The following is a 15048-nucleotide window of genomic DNA, read 5'->3' as shown; positions in this document are numbered from 1 at the left end:
CAACTAGACCGTTGAATCCCTGAAGGGGGAGCACCATGAGCACCAACACCATCTTCACCGACGCGGCTTCGGCCCAGCACAACGCCTCGGTCGCGCAGAACATCGCGCGGCTGAACCTGCTGGCCCCGGGCTCCACCTGCTCGGACGATTTGAAGTCCAACCCCTGGGACACCCCTGGCGGCTACGGCCCTGGCGCCTCGGAAACGGACGAGGTGCCTGCCGGCTACCCGGTGCAGGGCAGCATCCCGCAGGAGTACCTGAAGGCCAGCGATCAGGAGCTGGACGCGCGCATCCTGGCGGCCAAGGAAACCCTGGGCGAGCGCGCGGTGATCCTGGGCCACTTCTACCAGCGCGACGAGGTGGTGAAGTACGCGGATTTCGTCGGCGACTCCTTCCAGCTGGCCAACGCGGCGCTGACCCGCCAGACGGCGGAGGCGATCGTCTTCTGCGGCGTGCACTTCATGGCGGAGACCGCAGACATCCTCTCGCGCGAGGACCAGGCGGTCATCCTGCCGAACCTGGCGGCGGGCTGCTCCATGGCGGACATGGCCGACGGGCCGAGCGTCCAGCAGTGCTGGGACGAGCTGACCGAACTATACAAGGACGAGCAGGACGACGGGCGCCTGCCGGTCATCCCGGTCACCTACATGAACTGCTCGGCCGAGCTGAAGGCGTTCGTGGGCCGCAACGGCGGGCTGGTGTGCACCAGCTCGAATGCCGCCACGGTGCTTGAATGGGCGTTCGAGCGCGGCCGGCGCGTGCTGTTCTTCCCCGACCAGCACCTGGGCCGCAATACCGCCAAGGCCATGGGCGTGCCGCTGGAGCAGATGCCCATGTGGACCCCGCGCAAGGCGCTGGGCGGCAACGAGGCGGCGACCCTGCGCGATGCCAAGGTCATCTTGTGGCACGGCTTCTGCTCGGTGCACAAGCGCTTCAACCCGGGCCAGATCGCGAAGGCGCGCGAGGAGTACCCCGGCGTGCGCGTGATCGTGCACCCGGAATGCCCGATGGAGGTCGTGGACGCGGCCGACGAGGCCGGCAGCACCGACTACATCCGCCGCGCGATCGCCGACGCGACCGAGCCCACGGTGTTCGCGATCGGCACCGAGATCAACATGGTCAACCGGCTGGCCGCCGAGTACCCTCAGCACACCATCTTCTGCCTCGACCCGGTGATCTGCCCGTGCTCGACGATGTACCGCATCCACCCCGGCTACCTGGCTTGGGTGCTGGAGGAGCTGGTCGCCGGGCGCGTGGTCAACCGGATCACCGTGCCCGCCGAGCAGCAGGGCGACGCGAAAATCGCCCTGGAACGCATGCTGGCCGCCCGGCCATGAGCGCCGCGGGGGAGAAGCAGCTGGTCATCATCGGGTCCGGGGTCGCCGGGCTGACCGCGGCGCTGCAGGCGGCTGCCGCCGGGGCGCACCCGGTGCTGCTGACCAAGGACCGGCTGGGGGACTCGAACAGCGAGCTGGCCCAGGGAGGGCTGAGCGCCGTCACCGCGCAGTCCATCGCCGCCGGGGACTCGGTGGCCGCGCACGCGGCTGACACGCTGGCCGCCGGCGCCGGGCACTGCGGGGAAACCGCGGTGGACTTCATGTGCGCCTCGGCCGCCGAGCTGGTCGATGCGCTGGAAGGCCACGCGGTCGCGTTCGACCGCACCGAGGGCGGCGGCTACCAGCTGGGCCTGGAGGCAGCGCACAGCGCCCACCGCATCCTGCACATCGCCGGGGACGCCACCGGGGCCGGGCTCGTTGCGGCCCTGTCCGCCGCGGTGCTGCGCGCCCGCGACGCCGGCGAGCTGACGGTGCGCGAGCATGCGCTGGCCACGTCCTTGGTGCTCGACGAGCGCGGTGCGGTGGCCGGGGTCGAGGTCCTGCAGCACGGCACGTCGCACCGGATCGAGGCCGACGCGGTCCTGCTGGCCACCGGGGGACTGGGCCGGCTGTACGCCGCGACCACCAACCCGGCAGGGGCCACCGCGGACGGGATCGGGCTGGCGGCCCGGGCCGGCGCGGTGATCGCCGACGCGGAATTCGTGCAGTTCCACCCCACGCTGGTCGACCCGGCGGCCTACCCGGAGGCCGGCATGATCTCCGAGGCGGTGCGCGGGGAGGGCGCGGTGCTGGTCACCGGCACCGGCGAGCGCTTCATGCCCGCCGAGCACCCCGATGCCGAGCTGGCCCCGCGCGACGTGGTGGCCCGCGGCATCCACCGCCAGCTGCTGGCCGGGCGCCGGGTGTACCTGGACGCCCGCGGCTTGGACGCGCAGCGTGGCGCCGGCTTCACCGCACGGCGCTTCCCCTCGATCACCGCACGGCTGGCGGCCTGCGGGCTGGATCTGGCCGCGGACCTGGTCCCGGTGGTCCCTGCCCAGCACTACGCCATGGGCGGGATCACCACGGACACCAGCGCGCGCACCACCGTGCCCGGGCTCTACGCGGCCGGCGAATGCGCCAACACCACGGTGCACGGCGCCAACCGGCTGGCCAGCAACTCGCTGCTGGAGGCGATGGTGTTCGCCCGCACCGCGGTGCAGGCCATGCTTTCCGACGATCCCGGGGCCTGCGCGGACCTCGATGGGCTCGACGGGATGACCGTCGCCCAGCTACCGACGGCGCTGTCCGCGCACGGCGCGGCCGAGGGCCCGCTGGACCTGGACACCCTGCAGCGCGAGGCCAGCGAGGCCATCGGCGTGTACCGCACCGGCGAGCAGCTTCAGCGCTTCGCCGAGCTGCTGGCGGCTTCCGCCCCGGTGGCAGAGTCCCCTCGCGCGCAGCAGGAGCTGGAGAACCTGTGGCTGGCCGCCCGCTTCACCGCGGCCGGCGCGCTGGCGCGCGGAGGATCGCTCGGCGCCCACCATCGGCTGGACTCGGCGCCCGGGCTATCGCAGCCTGCCATCCGCTACGGCTGGCAGCTGAATTGTGCCGAACAAACCGCCGAACAGCTTTCTCCACCCCTGACCACTTCAAGCCCAAGCAGCAAGGAACACACCGCGTGAACGCACCCATCCATCCCGTCCCGCTGCGCGTGATCGACCGCATCATCAATTTCGCGCTTCAGGAGGACAACCCCCGCGGGGACCTGACCGCGGACACCATCGTGCCGGCGGGGGCGGTCGCCACCTGCCGGGTGCGCGCCCGCCAGCCCGGCATCCTGGCCGGCGGCACGGTGTTCGCCCGCGCCATGCACGCGGTGGACCCGGGCATCGCCACCACCCAGCTGGTCGCCGAAGGGGAGAAGTTCGCCGCGGGGGATACGCTGATCGAGGTCAGCGGCCCGGCGGCCTCCATCCTCACGGCCGAGCGCGTGGGGCTGAACCTGCTGCAGCGCCTGAGCGCCATCGCCACCGCTACCGGCGAGCTAGTCGCCCTGGTCGCGCACACCAAGGCGCGCATCGCCGACACCCGCAAGACCACCCCGGGGCTGCGCGCGCTGGAACGCTACGCGGTGCGCTGCGGCGGCGGGGTGAACCACCGCGACAACCTCTCCGACGCGTTCATGGCCAAGGACAACCACCTGGCCTTGTTCGATACCCCGCAGGCGCTGACCGAGGCGCTGCGCGGCGTGCGCGCCAGGCTGGGGCACACCACCGCCATGGAGGTGGAGGTGGATTCCATCGACCAGCTGCCGGCGGTGCTGGAGGCGGGGGTAGACGTGATCATGCTTGACAACTTCGACCCCGCTGACATCCCGGCGGCCATCGAGCTGATCGCCGGGCGCGCGATCGTGGAGGCCAGCGGCAACATCAACGCCGGCACGGTCGCCGCGGTGGCCGAATCCGGGGTGGACATCATCTCCTCGGGCGCCATCACCCACTCGGTGGCGGCGATCGACCTGGGACTGGATATGGTTGTCGAATGATCTACATGGACGCCGCCGCCACCGCCCCGCCGCGCCAGGAGGTGCTGGACACCGTCTCGCCGCTGCTGACCCGCGACTTCGGCAACCCCGCCTCGCACCATGAGGCGGGGCACCAGGCCCGCCGGGCCGCCAACTGGGCGCGCGCCCAGGTCGCCGCGCAGCTGGCGGTGCGCGAAGAGGAGATCTACTTCACCTCCGGCGGCACCGAGGGCGCGAACACCGCGGTGATCGGCGGCGCACTGGGCAATCCGCGCGGCCGGGTGGTGGTAGCCAGCACCATCGAGCACCCCGCGGTGCTCGAAGCCTGCCGCTACCTGGTGGACTTCCACGATTTCACGCTGCGGCTCATCGACGTCACCTCCGACGGGCTGGTGGACCTGGAGCATGCGGCGCAGCTGATCGACGACGACGTCGCCGTGGTCTCGGTGATGGCGGTGAACAACGAGGTCGGCACCATCCAGCCGGTGGCGCAGGTCGCCGCGCTGGCCCACGCGGCCGGCGCGCTAATGCACACCGACGCGGTGCAGGCCGCCGGCTGGCTGGACCTGGCGCCGCTGGCCGCCGCGGTGGACGCCTTGAGCATCTCTGGGCACAAGATCGGCGGGCTGAAGGGCAGCGGGGCGCTGTACCTGTCGGGGAAGGACCGCTTCGTGCCGCTGCTGCATGGCGGCGGGCAGCAGTCGGGCATGCGCTCGGGCACCGAGAACCCGGCGGCCGCCGCCGGCATCGCGGTGGCCCTGCAGGTCTGCGCTTCCCAGCGCGCGCAGGGGCTGGGCGAGGGCTACGGACCCTACCTCATCGAGAAGATCACCCGCGGGCTGGAAGCCAAGCACCCGGGCAGCGTGCAGCTGACCGGCAGCGGGCAGCAGCGCATCGGCGGCATCGTGTCCTTCGTGTTCCCGAAAACCGCGGGGGAGACCGTGCTGATCGAGCTGGAGCGCAAGGGCGTGCTGTGCTCCTCCGGGTCCGCCTGCGCGGCCGGGTCCACCGACCCCTCGCCGGTGCTCACCGCCATGGGGTACCAAGAGCAGCTGGCGCACACCGCGGTACGGCTGTCCTTCGGGCGCGGCATCAAGGAAAACGAACTGAGCCAGGTCGCAAACGCGGTCATCGCCGCGGTGGGCGGGCTGCTGCCGGCATCGCCGGGCGCCGCCTAGCTGCCGCTTTCCGCGGCCAGCCGGTTCGCCGTCCGCTGCGCGGAGAGCAGCCGCCAGGCGCCCACGGCGCCGAGCAGCAGGAAGAACGCCGCAGCCAGCATCGACAGGCGGGTGGCGTCGGAGAACCCGGCGGACAAGGCGTCGATGGTCGAGGCCGCATCGTGCCCGCCCGGAGGCTGGACGCGCAGCTGGGTGATGGTGGTGCCGGCGCTCTGCCGGGTGGCCTCGGCCAGCTGGGAAGCCTGCGCGGCGGGAACCAGGGCGTCGTCCAGCCGCGAGGGCAGGGTGATGGCCAGCGCCGCGGAGAGCACGGCGCCGGAGATCGCGGTGCCCAGCGCCGAGCCGATCTGGCGCACGGTGCTCTGCGTGGCCGAGCCCTGGCCGGAAATCTGCACCGGAACCTCGGCCAGCACCGTGCCGGTCAGCTGCGCGGAGGCAAGTCCCAGGCCCAGCCCGTAGACCACCAGGGTGACCGCCACGGCCCACACCGACACCCCGGCGCTGAGCACCAGGGCCAGCACCAGCACACCGGCGGTTTCCAGTCCCAGGCCCAGCAGCACGGTGCCGGCCGGGGAGAGCACCGCGGCCAGGTGCCGCGCCGATGCCCCGGAGAAGAACGCGCCCAGCGCCATGGCGGCCAGGATGAAGCCTGTATGCAGCACGCTCAGCCCCAGGGCGTTGACCAGGAACAGCGGCAGCACGAACAGCAGCGCGAATTCGCCGATGGCCACGCTCGCGGCCGTCAGGTTGCCCCAGGTGAAGGTCTTGTGCTCGAACAAGCGCAGTTCCAGCAGCGCGGCGCGGCCGTTGCGTGCGCGGTGCCGTTCCCAGAAGATGAACAGCGTGATGGCCGCGGCCGAGACCAGCAGCGCGATGCCGGGCAACGATACCGCCGCATCGGCCGGCCAAGTGAACGAGCCGATTTTCAGTTCCTTGGTGGGGGTGATCCAGCCGGCGTCCGGTCCTTCGATGATCGCGAACACCAGCGCGCCCATGCCCAGCGCGCTGAGCAGCGCCCCGTCCACGTCCACGCCGCGGCCGGTGGTTCCGCCCTTGGTTTCGGGCACGAAGAGCAGTCCCAGCACCAGCAGCACGGCGCCCAGCGGCAGGTTCACCAGGAAGATCCAGTGCCAGGAGGCGTATTCGGTGAGCAGGCCGCCGGCCAGCGGGCCGATGGCCGCGGCGCCGGAGATCACCGCGCCCCATACGCCGAAGGCGGCGGCGCGCTGCTTGCCCTGGAACAGCGAGTTCACCGTGGACAGGGTGGAAGGCATGATGCTCGCCGCGCCCACCGCCTGCAGGGCGCGGGCGGAGATCAGCGAGCCGGCCGCGTCGGCGTTGGCGGCCAGCAGCGAACCGCCCATGAACACCAGCAGGCCGGCGATGAACATCTTCTTGCGGCCCCAGCGGTCGGCCAGGCTGCCGGTGGACAGCAGCAGCGCCGCGAGCACCACCGCATAGAGGCTGTTGACCCACTGCGCGTCGCCCAGATCCAGGCGGATGTCGGCGATGATGGTCGGCAGCGCCACGCCGACGATGGTGCCGTCCAGCACCACCAGTCCAAGGCCTGCGGCCAGGATGCCCAGCGCCGCCCACGGGTGCGCTGCGGAGCGGGGGACGGCGCCGGGTGCGGTGTTTCGTGTTTTGTCTGTCGTCACGTCTCTGGCCTCTGGTGGTTGCTGGTGCGCCGGCGTGCTGCCGTGCGGTGTGCCTTTAATTCCTGATCGTAATCCGGGAAACCGAACTGGTCATCCACCAAATGGTTGAATGTGGACAACGTTCGGGTCCTCTTACAGAGCGGCAGCCAGCGCTGCGGCCCGGCACCAACGCAGCGCGCCGCGCGGTGCGATGCACGGACATGGCCAACCTCCGGATGGTGCGCTGATGGTGAACGCCTCATGGCACCTGCCGGCCGCTGCGCACAAGGGCTGGCCGCCAGCGGATGTGCGTTGTGGCCTGCAGGAATCCGGGCGGGACGGGTGCGGAAGGAGCAGGGGGAGCAGGCCGGGCAGTAGCAAGATTCGATTTACCAAGACGATGCTGGTTTGGTAGGTTGGCGATCATGCAGATTCGTCCAGAGGGCTTCGATGACCGGGCCGCAGTCTATGCGGTGACGCATGCGGCTTTTGCCGGAATCGATCCGATGGTCGAGCCCGAGGAAGTCGGGCTGCTGCAGCAGCTCTTCGACTGCGAGGGCTACGATGCGCGCTTTTCCATCGTCGCGCTCGACGACGCCGTGGTGATCGGCCATGTCATCGCCACCTGGGGAAGGGTCGATGGGCAGCAGATGCTGGGCCTGGGCCCGCTGGCCGTGGCTCCGGAGTACCAGCACCGCGGTGTCGGCTCGATCCTGATGCAGCAGATCCACGACGCCGCGGAGAACGCGCAGCTCAGCGGTATCGTGCTGCTCGGCTCGCCGGGCTACTACCACCGCTTCGGCTACGAACCGGCGTCCGGGCGCGGTATCATCCCCAGCGACCCGACCTGGGGCGAGCACTTCATGGTGCGCGTGTTCGACGAGAGCGCACTGCCGCGCGGCGACTACCGGTACGCCAGCCCCTTCGGCTGCTAGGGCACTCGGCTCCGAAGCCTGTGCCGGGTCAGGCGGATTCCCGCGGTGCGAGATCGTAGATCACGTGGGTGACCAGCCCGGTGCTGCGCGAGGAGCGCGGGATGAACTCCTGCCCTGACACGCCCTCGAAGAGGCGCTCGCCGGAGCCCAGCAGCTTCGGGGAGATGTGCAGCCGCAGTTCGTCCAGCAGCCCCGCGTCCAGGAACTGGTTGATGGTCGACGCTCCGCCGGCGATCGCGACATTCTTCCCGCCGGCCGCCTCGCGCGCCAGCTGAAGCGCCTGGCGGATCCCGCCGGTCACGAAGTTGAAGACCGTGCCGCCCTCCATGGCCAGCGGTTCGCCCTCGTGGTGGGTGAGCACGAAGACCGGTGCGTGATACGGGGGATCCTCGCCCCACCAGCCGCGCCAGCTGCCCGAGGGCGCCCAGCGCTCGGGGCTGAACATGTTCCGGCCCATGATGTAGGCGCCTGCCTCCAGGATTCCGGCGCGCTCCGCGGCGTCGTCGTCCCGGGCTTCGAACTGCCATTGGTGCAGCTGTTCGCCGCCGCGGCCCAGCGGCTGTTCAAGGCTCTGCTCCGGCCCGGCCACGAAGCCGTCCAGTGAGATCGTGACGTCGCAGGTAACCCGTGCCATGATGCGCTCCCTCAGCCGTTCGAGAATCCGATGGCGACAGGATAGCCTTGGACACCGCGGCTGGGAATGCGCGACGGGCTCTTGCCCCGCTGGGAGCACGAGGTGTAGAAAAGTGCCGTGAGCCACGACCCAGCCCCCAGCCAGCTGTCCTTCAGCGTTTCGGGACACATCGCCAAGACCTGCACCCAGGTGTACGAGGCGGTGGCAGATCCCGAGCAGCTCTCCGCCTACTTCACGACCGGCGGCGCCAAGGGCCGCCTGGAAACCGGCGCGACCGTGAGCTGGGACTTCCACGACTTCCCGGGCGTCTTCCCGGTCAAGGTGCTGGAAGCCGAGGTTCCGCGGCGCATCGTGCTGCAGTGGGAAGCGAACCATTCCGCGGCGCCCGACGCGCAGAACACCGTCACCTTCGACTTCCAGCCCCAGGACGACAACTCGCGCACCAAGGTCGTGATCACCGAATCCGCGTGGCAGGACACCGCCGAGGGTGCCACGGCGGCCTTCGGCAACTGCGAGGGCTGGACCGGCATGCTCGCGGCCATGAAGTGCTGGCTGGAATACGGCATCGTGCTGCGCGAGGGCTTCTACAAGTAGCGGCGGCCGGACGAATAACGCGGCAACGCCGGCGGAACCGCCCCGCAGGACTGGATCCGCCGGCGTTCGGCGTGCGCGCTACTGGATGGCGCTGCGCAGCTTGGAGGTCAGCTGCTGCAGCTGGATGAACTCGTCTTCGCTCAGCGCCGTGCCGATCTGCTCGTAGATGTGCTTGACGTGTTCCCGGCCGATCTCCTGCTGGACCGCCAGCCCCTTGGGAGTCAGCGACAGCTGCATCGCGCGCTGGTCGGTCGGGTCGGCCTCGCGGGTGATCAGGCCCTTGTCCTCCAACCGGGTGACCATGCGGCTCAGGCTCGGCTGCGAGATCAGCAGGTAGCGGTTCAGGTCGACCAGGCGGCTGCGGCCGCCCGGGCAGATGCGAAGGTTGAACAGCACATCGTATTCGCGCATGGAGAGCTTGTGGAACTCCGGCTTGGCGCTGACCTTCCTCATGACGGCCACCTGCGCCCGGAAGAGCGACTCCCAGGCGTCGATGGTGACCTTCACGGGGGCGGGGGTGTTACTGGTCCCGGTCACTGACTTCAGGCTCCTTTGGGGCGTTGGCTTGCTCAGCCTTCAGTTTAGCGTCACGAGCTGCCACGAGGCCTGCATGTGTCGGTGCCGGGGTCAGGTCCTTCGGCGCGCGGGCGTCCATTTCCCTGCGCAGCTCGGGCAGCACGTACTCGCCGAACATGTCCAGCTGGTTCAGCACGGTCTTCAGCGGCAGGCCCGCATGGTCAATAAGGAACAGCTGGCGCTGGTAGCTGCCGAAGTACTCCTGGAAGCTCAGCGTCTTCTCCAGCACCTGCTGCGGGGAGCCGACGGTCAGCGGGGTCTGCGCGGTGAAGTCCTCCAGCGACGGGCCGTGGCCGTAGACCGGGGCGTTGTCGAAGTACGGGCGGAACTCCTTGACCGCCTGCTGCGATTCCTTGGCCATGTAGAACTGCCCGCCCAGGCCCACGATAGCCTGGTCGGCGCGGCCGTGGCCGTAGTGCTCGTAGCGCTCGCGGTACAGGCCGATCAACTGCTGGTAGTGCTCCTTCGGCCAGAAGATGTTGTTCGCGAAGAAGCCGTCGCCGTAGTAGGCGGCGATTTCCGCGACCTGCGGGGTGCGGATCGAGCCGTGCCAGACGAACGGGGCCACGTCGTCCAGCGGGCGCGGGGTGGAGGTGAAGTTCTGCAGCGGGGTGCGGAAGCGGCCTTCCCAGTTCACCACGTCCTCGTCCCACAGGCGGCGCAGCAGGTTGTAGTTCTCCACGGTCAGGTTGACCGAGTCCTGAATGTTCTTCCCGAACCACGGGTAGACCGGGCCGGTGTTGCCGCGGCCGAGCACGAGGTCGGTGCGGCCGTTGGACAGATGCTGCAGCATGGCGAAGTCTTCGGCGATCTTCACCGGGTCGTTCGTGGTGATCAGCGTGGTCGTGGTGGACAGGATGATGCGTTCGGTCTGCGCCGCGATGTAGGCCAGAGTGGTGGTCGGCGAGGAGGAGAAGAACGGGCGGTTGTGGTGCTCGCCGATGGCGTAGACGTCCATGCCGATTTCCTCGACCTTTTTGGCGATGGCGACCTGGGCGTCGATGCGTTCCTTCTCTGTTGGCACACGGCCGGTGGTGGGATCGCGGGTGATGTCGCTGACTGAGAAAACTCCGAACTGCATGCCTACTCCTATTAGCTGGTGAAACGTCACATCGTGTGCTCGTCTCCAATTTATATGCGTATGCATGTAACAACAAGTTGAGGCGTCAATTATTCCCGAGGTGGGAAGCTGCGACGCAGAGACCAAATCGGATTCCGCCTGAATCGCTACTATGCAGTATCCAGGCGGAAAAGAAAACTCCGCCGGAAGGAAATTAAACAATCCTTCCGCCGGAGTTCGAGGTTAGGCGCTCAGGTCATGGCGCAAAGGCCAATCCTGCGATTCAAGCAGGACCTGGGAGCACTGCCCGGTGTCGTCGTTGACCAAGAGCGGCGCGAAGAGGTTGGCGCTGGGTCGCTGGTCGGCGGTGTTGACCACGGCAAGGACCAATCGCGCGTTCTGCGCCGGCCGGCCGACCGCCGCCAGGTGGTCTTCGGAGAACTGCGGTGTGTAGTGCGGCAGGTGCACTGCGGTCTCGAGGACGAACCAGCGCAATGATGGCGCCTCGGGGGATGACAGCGCAAAGAGGCCCGGGGCGCCGTCGACAGCACAAAGCTCCAGCGTTTGCGCCTGCGGGAATCCGGGCAGGGCGGAGGACGGGATCAGTTTGCGGCTCATCGCAGGAAGTCCATGAGTGAAGGCTGCAGGGTGCGGGCCGCGGCGGACAGCGCCGCCTGGTAGGCGACCTCTTGGCTCTTGAGCTCCAGGATGGCGGTGGCGAGGTCGATGTCCTCGGTGCCCGCGCGCCGGGCCTCGAGGTTGACTGCATCGCCCAGCAGGCTCTGCTCGGCCGTGCGCACCGTGGCGTGGCTGGCGCCGACGGAGGCCTGGGTGGCAAGGATGTTCTGCAAGTGGGCATCCACCGTTTCAAGTCGTGAGGACACATTGACGCCATTGCGCAAATCCTGCGCGATGGAGGAGATGAGGCTGAAGACGCTGTCCGGGCCTTGGCCGAAGGCGGCAGCGCCGTCGGCGTCCACGCGCACCGAGGAATTCGGCCCGATCCGGCGCAGGACCTCGCTGCCCTGGGAGAACTGCAGGTTCTCATCCAGCGCGCTGCCGGCATCCGAGGTGCCGGCAAACAAGAAGCGCCCGCGGTACTGGGTGTTGGCCACCCCGACCATCTGCTCACGCAATTGGTCGAGTTCAAGGGCGATCGCTTCCCGGGCCTCCGGTCCGAGCGCTCCGTCGTTGGCTCCTTGGGCGGTCAGGTCGCGCACCCGGTGAAGCAGGCTGGTCGCGGCGGACAAGGCGACGTCCGTGGAAGACAGCCAGCCATTGGCATCCGCTGCGTTCCGGGAAAACTGCGCGTTCTGGCGCTGCTCGGTGCGAACCGCCATCGCCTCGGCGGCCCCCGCCGGGTCGTCGCTGGGCCGGCTGATCTGTTTGTTGGAGCCGATCTTGTCCTGGATCGTGGCCAGCCGGGCGGCCGCGGCGGCGAGGTTGCGTTCGGCATTGAAGCTGAGCGCCGACGTGGTAATGCGTGTCATGTGCAGGTCCTATCGTCCAACACGGCCGGTGCCATTGATCAAGGTGTCCAGCATTTCGTCCAGTGCGGTGAGCACTCGGGCAGCGCCCTGGTAGGCATGCTGGTGGCTGAGCAGGGCGATGTTCTCCTCGTCCAACGACACCGCGGAGGCGCCGTGGCGCGCGGTGACGGCACCGTCCGCGGCCATAGCGCTGGACAGCGCCTGGGTTGCCTCGGCGCGGCTCGTGGCTCCCACCTCGATCACCAGCCGCGACCACAGCGCGTCGGCGCCGTCCGGTGTCTTGCCCAGCTCGGCCAGCTTCTGAGCGTTCGAGCCGTCCAGCGCGCCGCCGCCGGGCAAGCCGGTGGCCAGCTGGGACCCGTCGTGGAGCAGCACCTTGATGCTGCCGGCTGGGTTTGCCGGATCGATGCCGAAGAAGTCGCCGCCAGGCGTGCCGGCACTGGTCAATCCCGAGTGGTGCACCTGGTTGACCGCCTCGGCAAGGCGCAGGGCGATCCGGTCCAGCTGCGCGGCAGCCTGCGCCAGCGGCCCCGAGCTGTAGGAACCGGTGGCGGGGGAGAGCACCGCGAGCCCTGCCGCGATGCTGCCGGCATCCAGCGACACCTGGTCGTCAGGCCGGTGCGACCAGCGCACGGAGACCGCGGCGTCCTCGCTGTTCCGGCCTCCGGACAGCTGCAGCGAGCGGGCAGTAGTCCCGGTGACCAGGGGGCTGCCCTCCAGCAGTACGTCGACGGTTCCATCGGGCAGCTCGCGCACGCTCGCGCCGGACAGCTCGGCCAGGCGCTCGACCAGCTGCGAGCGCTGGTCGAGCAGCGCAGCGGGCGAACCACCGGCGGCGGTGAGCGAACGGATCTGCCCGTTCAGCGCCGCGACGCCCTGCGCGGTGGCATTCAGATCGTCGATGCGGGTGCTCAGGTCCTGGCGCTGGGAGGTCCACTGGCCGTTGATCTCGTCATCCATCTGGACGATGCGGTCGACCGCCGACTGCGCGCGCTGGAGCAGCACGGCCCCCGCGGCGGCGTCGCCTGGCTGGCCTGCCACGTCTTCCCATCCGGCCCAGAAATCGTTGAGCAACGCGGAGAGGCCGTTCTCGCCCGGTTCGCGCAGGATTGATTCGAGATCTGCCATCGCATCGGCGCGCACCGAGCTCTGCGAGGCCAGCGCGACGGTGCCTCGGACGCGGGCGTCCAGGCTGGCGTCGGCCAATCGGGCGATGCCGGTGAACACGACGCCTTGGTCGATGCGCCCGGACGAGGTGATCTTGCCGGTGGAGGCCACCGCCCCTGCGGATTGGAACTCGGCACGCTGCCGGGTGTATCCCGGGGTGGCGACATTGGCCAAGTTGTTCCCCGCAACCTCCATGGCAGCTCGCGCCGCGTTGAGCCCCGACAGGGCGGTATTCAGGCTCCCGAAGGTGCTCATCTGGATTCCTTAGACATTGGTGTCGAGTATGCGGGCATCGGTGCCTGGAACATCGGCCGCTCCGCTGCGGCCATAGGTCGATGCCGAATCGCCGAGGTTCGCAAGGGTTTCCTGGGCCGAGCGCTGAGCGGCTCGGAGGAACTGCTCATTGGCGTCGCGAGTCGCCGCGATGACGTTGGTGTATTCATGGATCGCCGTCAGATGGGAGGTGAGGATCTCTCCCCACGGCCCCACTGGCGCGAGCGCAGCCAATTCGGAGAGCGACGAGTCCGGGTCGCCGCCCCAACTTTCGGCCACCTCGCGGGCGACCAGCGTGCGTTCCAGGCTGGTATGGTGCATGCGTTCCAGCACATGTTCGATTTCTCGAGTCGCTGCCGAAAGCCATTGCGTTTTGCCGGCAATGAGCAGTAAATTCTGTTCCTCGAGTTTGAAATGGAGCAGTTCAAGGCATTCCCGTTCCTTGAACAGGAGCGTCGACAGCTCATTTACCCGATTGGTCATGATTCTCCAATTCTGGCATTTCCCCAAAATGCCTCGATAACCAATAGTATCGGCGGCGAGTGGAAGACGGTTAGCGGCGCCGGGTCGCCAGGCGCCTACGAAGGCCCGAAAAACCGGAGACAATACGTCCGAAAACGCCTCATAAATAGCGTTTGTCAAAAACCCTCATGTAGTTCTAATGTTAGTTCGCGTGGCCGATTGTCTAGTTGGGGTAGACACATAGCCAATCGCACTCTGAGATAAAGGACTCCGGCACAGTGGAGCTTGAAGCACGCAATGAATTGGTTTTGGCAAACCTCCCCCTTGTCGGATATCTAGCAGCTGAACTTTGCTCGAAAGCGACGCATCTTTCGCGCGAAGATCTCGTCTCCATCGGCACCATCGCGATGATCAGCGCTGCCGAATCATTCGACCCCTCCCGTGGAGTGCCTTTCGGCGCCTTCGCCCGCCGCCGGATCATGGGTGCCTTTGCCGACGATATGCGTTCGAACGATTGGGCGACCCGTGGGGCGCGCCAGAAAATCACTGCAACCCGCAACGTCCAGGAAGCCTTGACCGGTGTTCTGGGACGCCAGCCATCGGAGCATGAGTTGGCCGACGCCATGGGCGTGAGCAGCGCGGACGTGCGCGCGGTGATGGCCGATGCCGAGCGCAGCGTGGTGGCGCTGGAGGAAACCATGCATGACAGCCTCCTGTCCGAGATGGGAATCCCGGAGGAAAACATCCTGCACCGCGAACGCATCAGCGTGATCCATGCGGCCGTGCAGTGCCTGCCCCAGAAACTCCAGATCCTGATCCGCCGACTCTTTTTCGAAGGCGCCACGGTCAAGCAGATTGCTGCCGAGGCGGGCGTGACGCATTCGGCAATTTCGCAGCAGCGCACCGTCGCCCTCAAGCTGCTGCACGAAGCCATCCAGACGCATTACCTCACCGACCGGCCGCCCGTCGTGCAGCCCAAGCTCACGAAGTCCGCCCAGGCGCGGCGCGACAGCTACCTCGACGAGTTTGCCCGCCAGGCAACAGGCGGACGCTTGGACGACTGGACCGGTCCGCCGATGACAGCGGATATTGCGTGATGTTCGAGGTGGAAGCATCCCGCTAACCGCTCGCGGAGTACGGCCGATAGTTGTTCACGAGGTCCATGGACGGACCTAGGTAAACAACACCCGTTCTCACGG

At 68.3% G+C, this 15048-nt stretch carries 15 protein-coding genes; 7 read left to right on the top strand and 8 right to left on the bottom strand.

The annotated features are described in order from the left end of the window. The first annotated feature begins 35 nt into the window (after positions 1-35). The 4 genes from nadA to C1H84_RS15155 are packed head-to-tail and all read left to right on the top strand — an operon-like array spanning position 36 to position 5021. Entirely contained in the window at positions 36-1337 is a 1302-nt protein-coding gene (nadA, locus tag C1H84_RS15170) for a quinolinate synthase NadA (protein WP_113607869.1), read from the top strand. Further along, the gene (locus tag C1H84_RS15165; protein WP_113607868.1) at positions 1334-3001 is read left to right on the top strand and encodes an L-aspartate oxidase; all 1668 of its coding nucleotides are present in this window, start codon (positions 1334-1336) and stop codon (positions 2999-3001) included. The genes nadA and C1H84_RS15165 overlap by 4 nt, the downstream gene beginning before the upstream one ends. After that, positions 2998-3864 (top strand): carboxylating nicotinate-nucleotide diphosphorylase, encoded by an 867-nt coding sequence (gene nadC, locus C1H84_RS15160; RefSeq protein ID WP_113607867.1) that lies wholly within the window; start codon positions 2998-3000, stop codon positions 3862-3864. The genes C1H84_RS15165 and nadC overlap by 4 nt, the downstream gene beginning before the upstream one ends. After that, on the top strand, positions 3861-5021 hold the full coding sequence (locus C1H84_RS15155; protein ID WP_113607866.1) for a cysteine desulfurase family protein: 1161 nt from the start codon (positions 3861-3863) through the stop codon (positions 5019-5021). The genes nadC and C1H84_RS15155 overlap by 4 nt, the downstream gene beginning before the upstream one ends. Here C1H84_RS15155 and C1H84_RS15150 read toward each other — a convergent pair. Beyond that, complete coding sequence (locus C1H84_RS15150) at positions 5018-6679, bottom strand: MFS transporter (protein WP_113607865.1); 1662 nt, start codon at positions 6677-6679, stop codon at positions 5018-5020. The genes C1H84_RS15155 and C1H84_RS15150 overlap by 4 nt on opposite strands. A 404-nt stretch (positions 6680-7083) precedes the next feature. Between C1H84_RS15150 and C1H84_RS15145 the strand changes: the two genes are divergently transcribed. Continuing rightward, the gene (locus C1H84_RS15145) at positions 7084-7593 is read left to right on the top strand and encodes a GNAT family N-acetyltransferase (protein WP_181728166.1); all 510 of its coding nucleotides are present in this window, start codon (positions 7084-7086) and stop codon (positions 7591-7593) included. 28 nt (positions 7594-7621) lie between these two features. Here the strand turns inward: C1H84_RS15145 and C1H84_RS15140 are convergent, their stop codons facing one another. Further along, on the bottom strand, positions 7622-8227 hold the full coding sequence (locus C1H84_RS15140; protein ID WP_113607863.1) for a dihydrofolate reductase family protein: 606 nt from the start codon (positions 8225-8227) through the stop codon (positions 7622-7624). 117 nt (positions 8228-8344) lie between these two features. On the opposite strand from C1H84_RS15140, the gene C1H84_RS15135 reads away from it, so the two are divergent. Continuing rightward, on the top strand, positions 8345-8821 hold the full coding sequence (locus C1H84_RS15135; protein WP_047118812.1) for an SRPBCC domain-containing protein: 477 nt from the start codon (positions 8345-8347) through the stop codon (positions 8819-8821). A gap of 78 nt (positions 8822-8899) precedes the next feature. Here the strand turns inward: C1H84_RS15135 and C1H84_RS15130 are convergent, their stop codons facing one another. The 6 genes from C1H84_RS15130 to C1H84_RS15105 all read right to left on the bottom strand — a co-directional run bounded on the left by C1H84_RS15130 (position 8900) and on the right by C1H84_RS15105 (position 13870). After that, the gene (locus C1H84_RS15130; protein ID WP_231735968.1) at positions 8900-9358 is read right to left on the bottom strand and encodes a MarR family winged helix-turn-helix transcriptional regulator; all 459 of its coding nucleotides are present in this window, start codon (positions 9356-9358) and stop codon (positions 8900-8902) included. Beyond that, positions 9342-10478, bottom strand: a complete 1137-nt coding sequence (locus C1H84_RS15125) for an LLM class flavin-dependent oxidoreductase (protein WP_113607862.1) — start codon at positions 10476-10478, stop codon at positions 9342-9344. The genes C1H84_RS15130 and C1H84_RS15125 overlap by 17 nt, the downstream gene beginning before the upstream one ends. Positions 10479-10700: 222 nt before the next feature. Next, positions 10701-11075, bottom strand: coding sequence for a flagellar assembly protein FliW (gene fliW / locus C1H84_RS15120; RefSeq protein ID WP_113607861.1), 375 nt, complete (start codon positions 11073-11075; stop codon positions 10701-10703). Further along, complete coding sequence (gene flgL, locus C1H84_RS15115) at positions 11072-11947, bottom strand: flagellar hook-associated protein FlgL (protein ID WP_047118815.1); 876 nt, start codon at positions 11945-11947, stop codon at positions 11072-11074. Before flgL ends, fliW begins: the two co-directional genes overlap by 4 nt. 9 nt (positions 11948-11956) lie before the next feature. Next, positions 11957-13369, bottom strand: a complete 1413-nt coding sequence (flgK, locus tag C1H84_RS15110) for a flagellar hook-associated protein FlgK (protein WP_113607860.1) — start codon at positions 13367-13369, stop codon at positions 11957-11959. Between the two features lie 9 nt (positions 13370-13378). Further along, entirely contained in the window at positions 13379-13870 is a 492-nt protein-coding gene (locus C1H84_RS15105) for a flagellar protein FlgN (protein WP_047118817.1), read from the bottom strand. A 257-nt stretch (positions 13871-14127) separates the two neighbouring features. On the opposite strand from C1H84_RS15105, the gene C1H84_RS15100 reads away from it, so the two are divergent. Then, on the top strand, positions 14128-14946 hold the full coding sequence (locus C1H84_RS15100) for a sigma-70 family RNA polymerase sigma factor (protein ID WP_181728165.1): 819 nt from the start codon (positions 14128-14130) through the stop codon (positions 14944-14946). Positions 14947-15048 lie beyond the last annotated feature (102 nt).

Origin of the sequence: Glutamicibacter soli (assembly GCF_003309065.1) — a bacterium.
Taxonomy (GTDB): Bacteria; Actinomycetota; Actinomycetes; order Actinomycetales; family Micrococcaceae; genus Glutamicibacter; species Glutamicibacter soli.
This window is presented reverse-complemented; position numbering and strand designations above follow the sequence as displayed.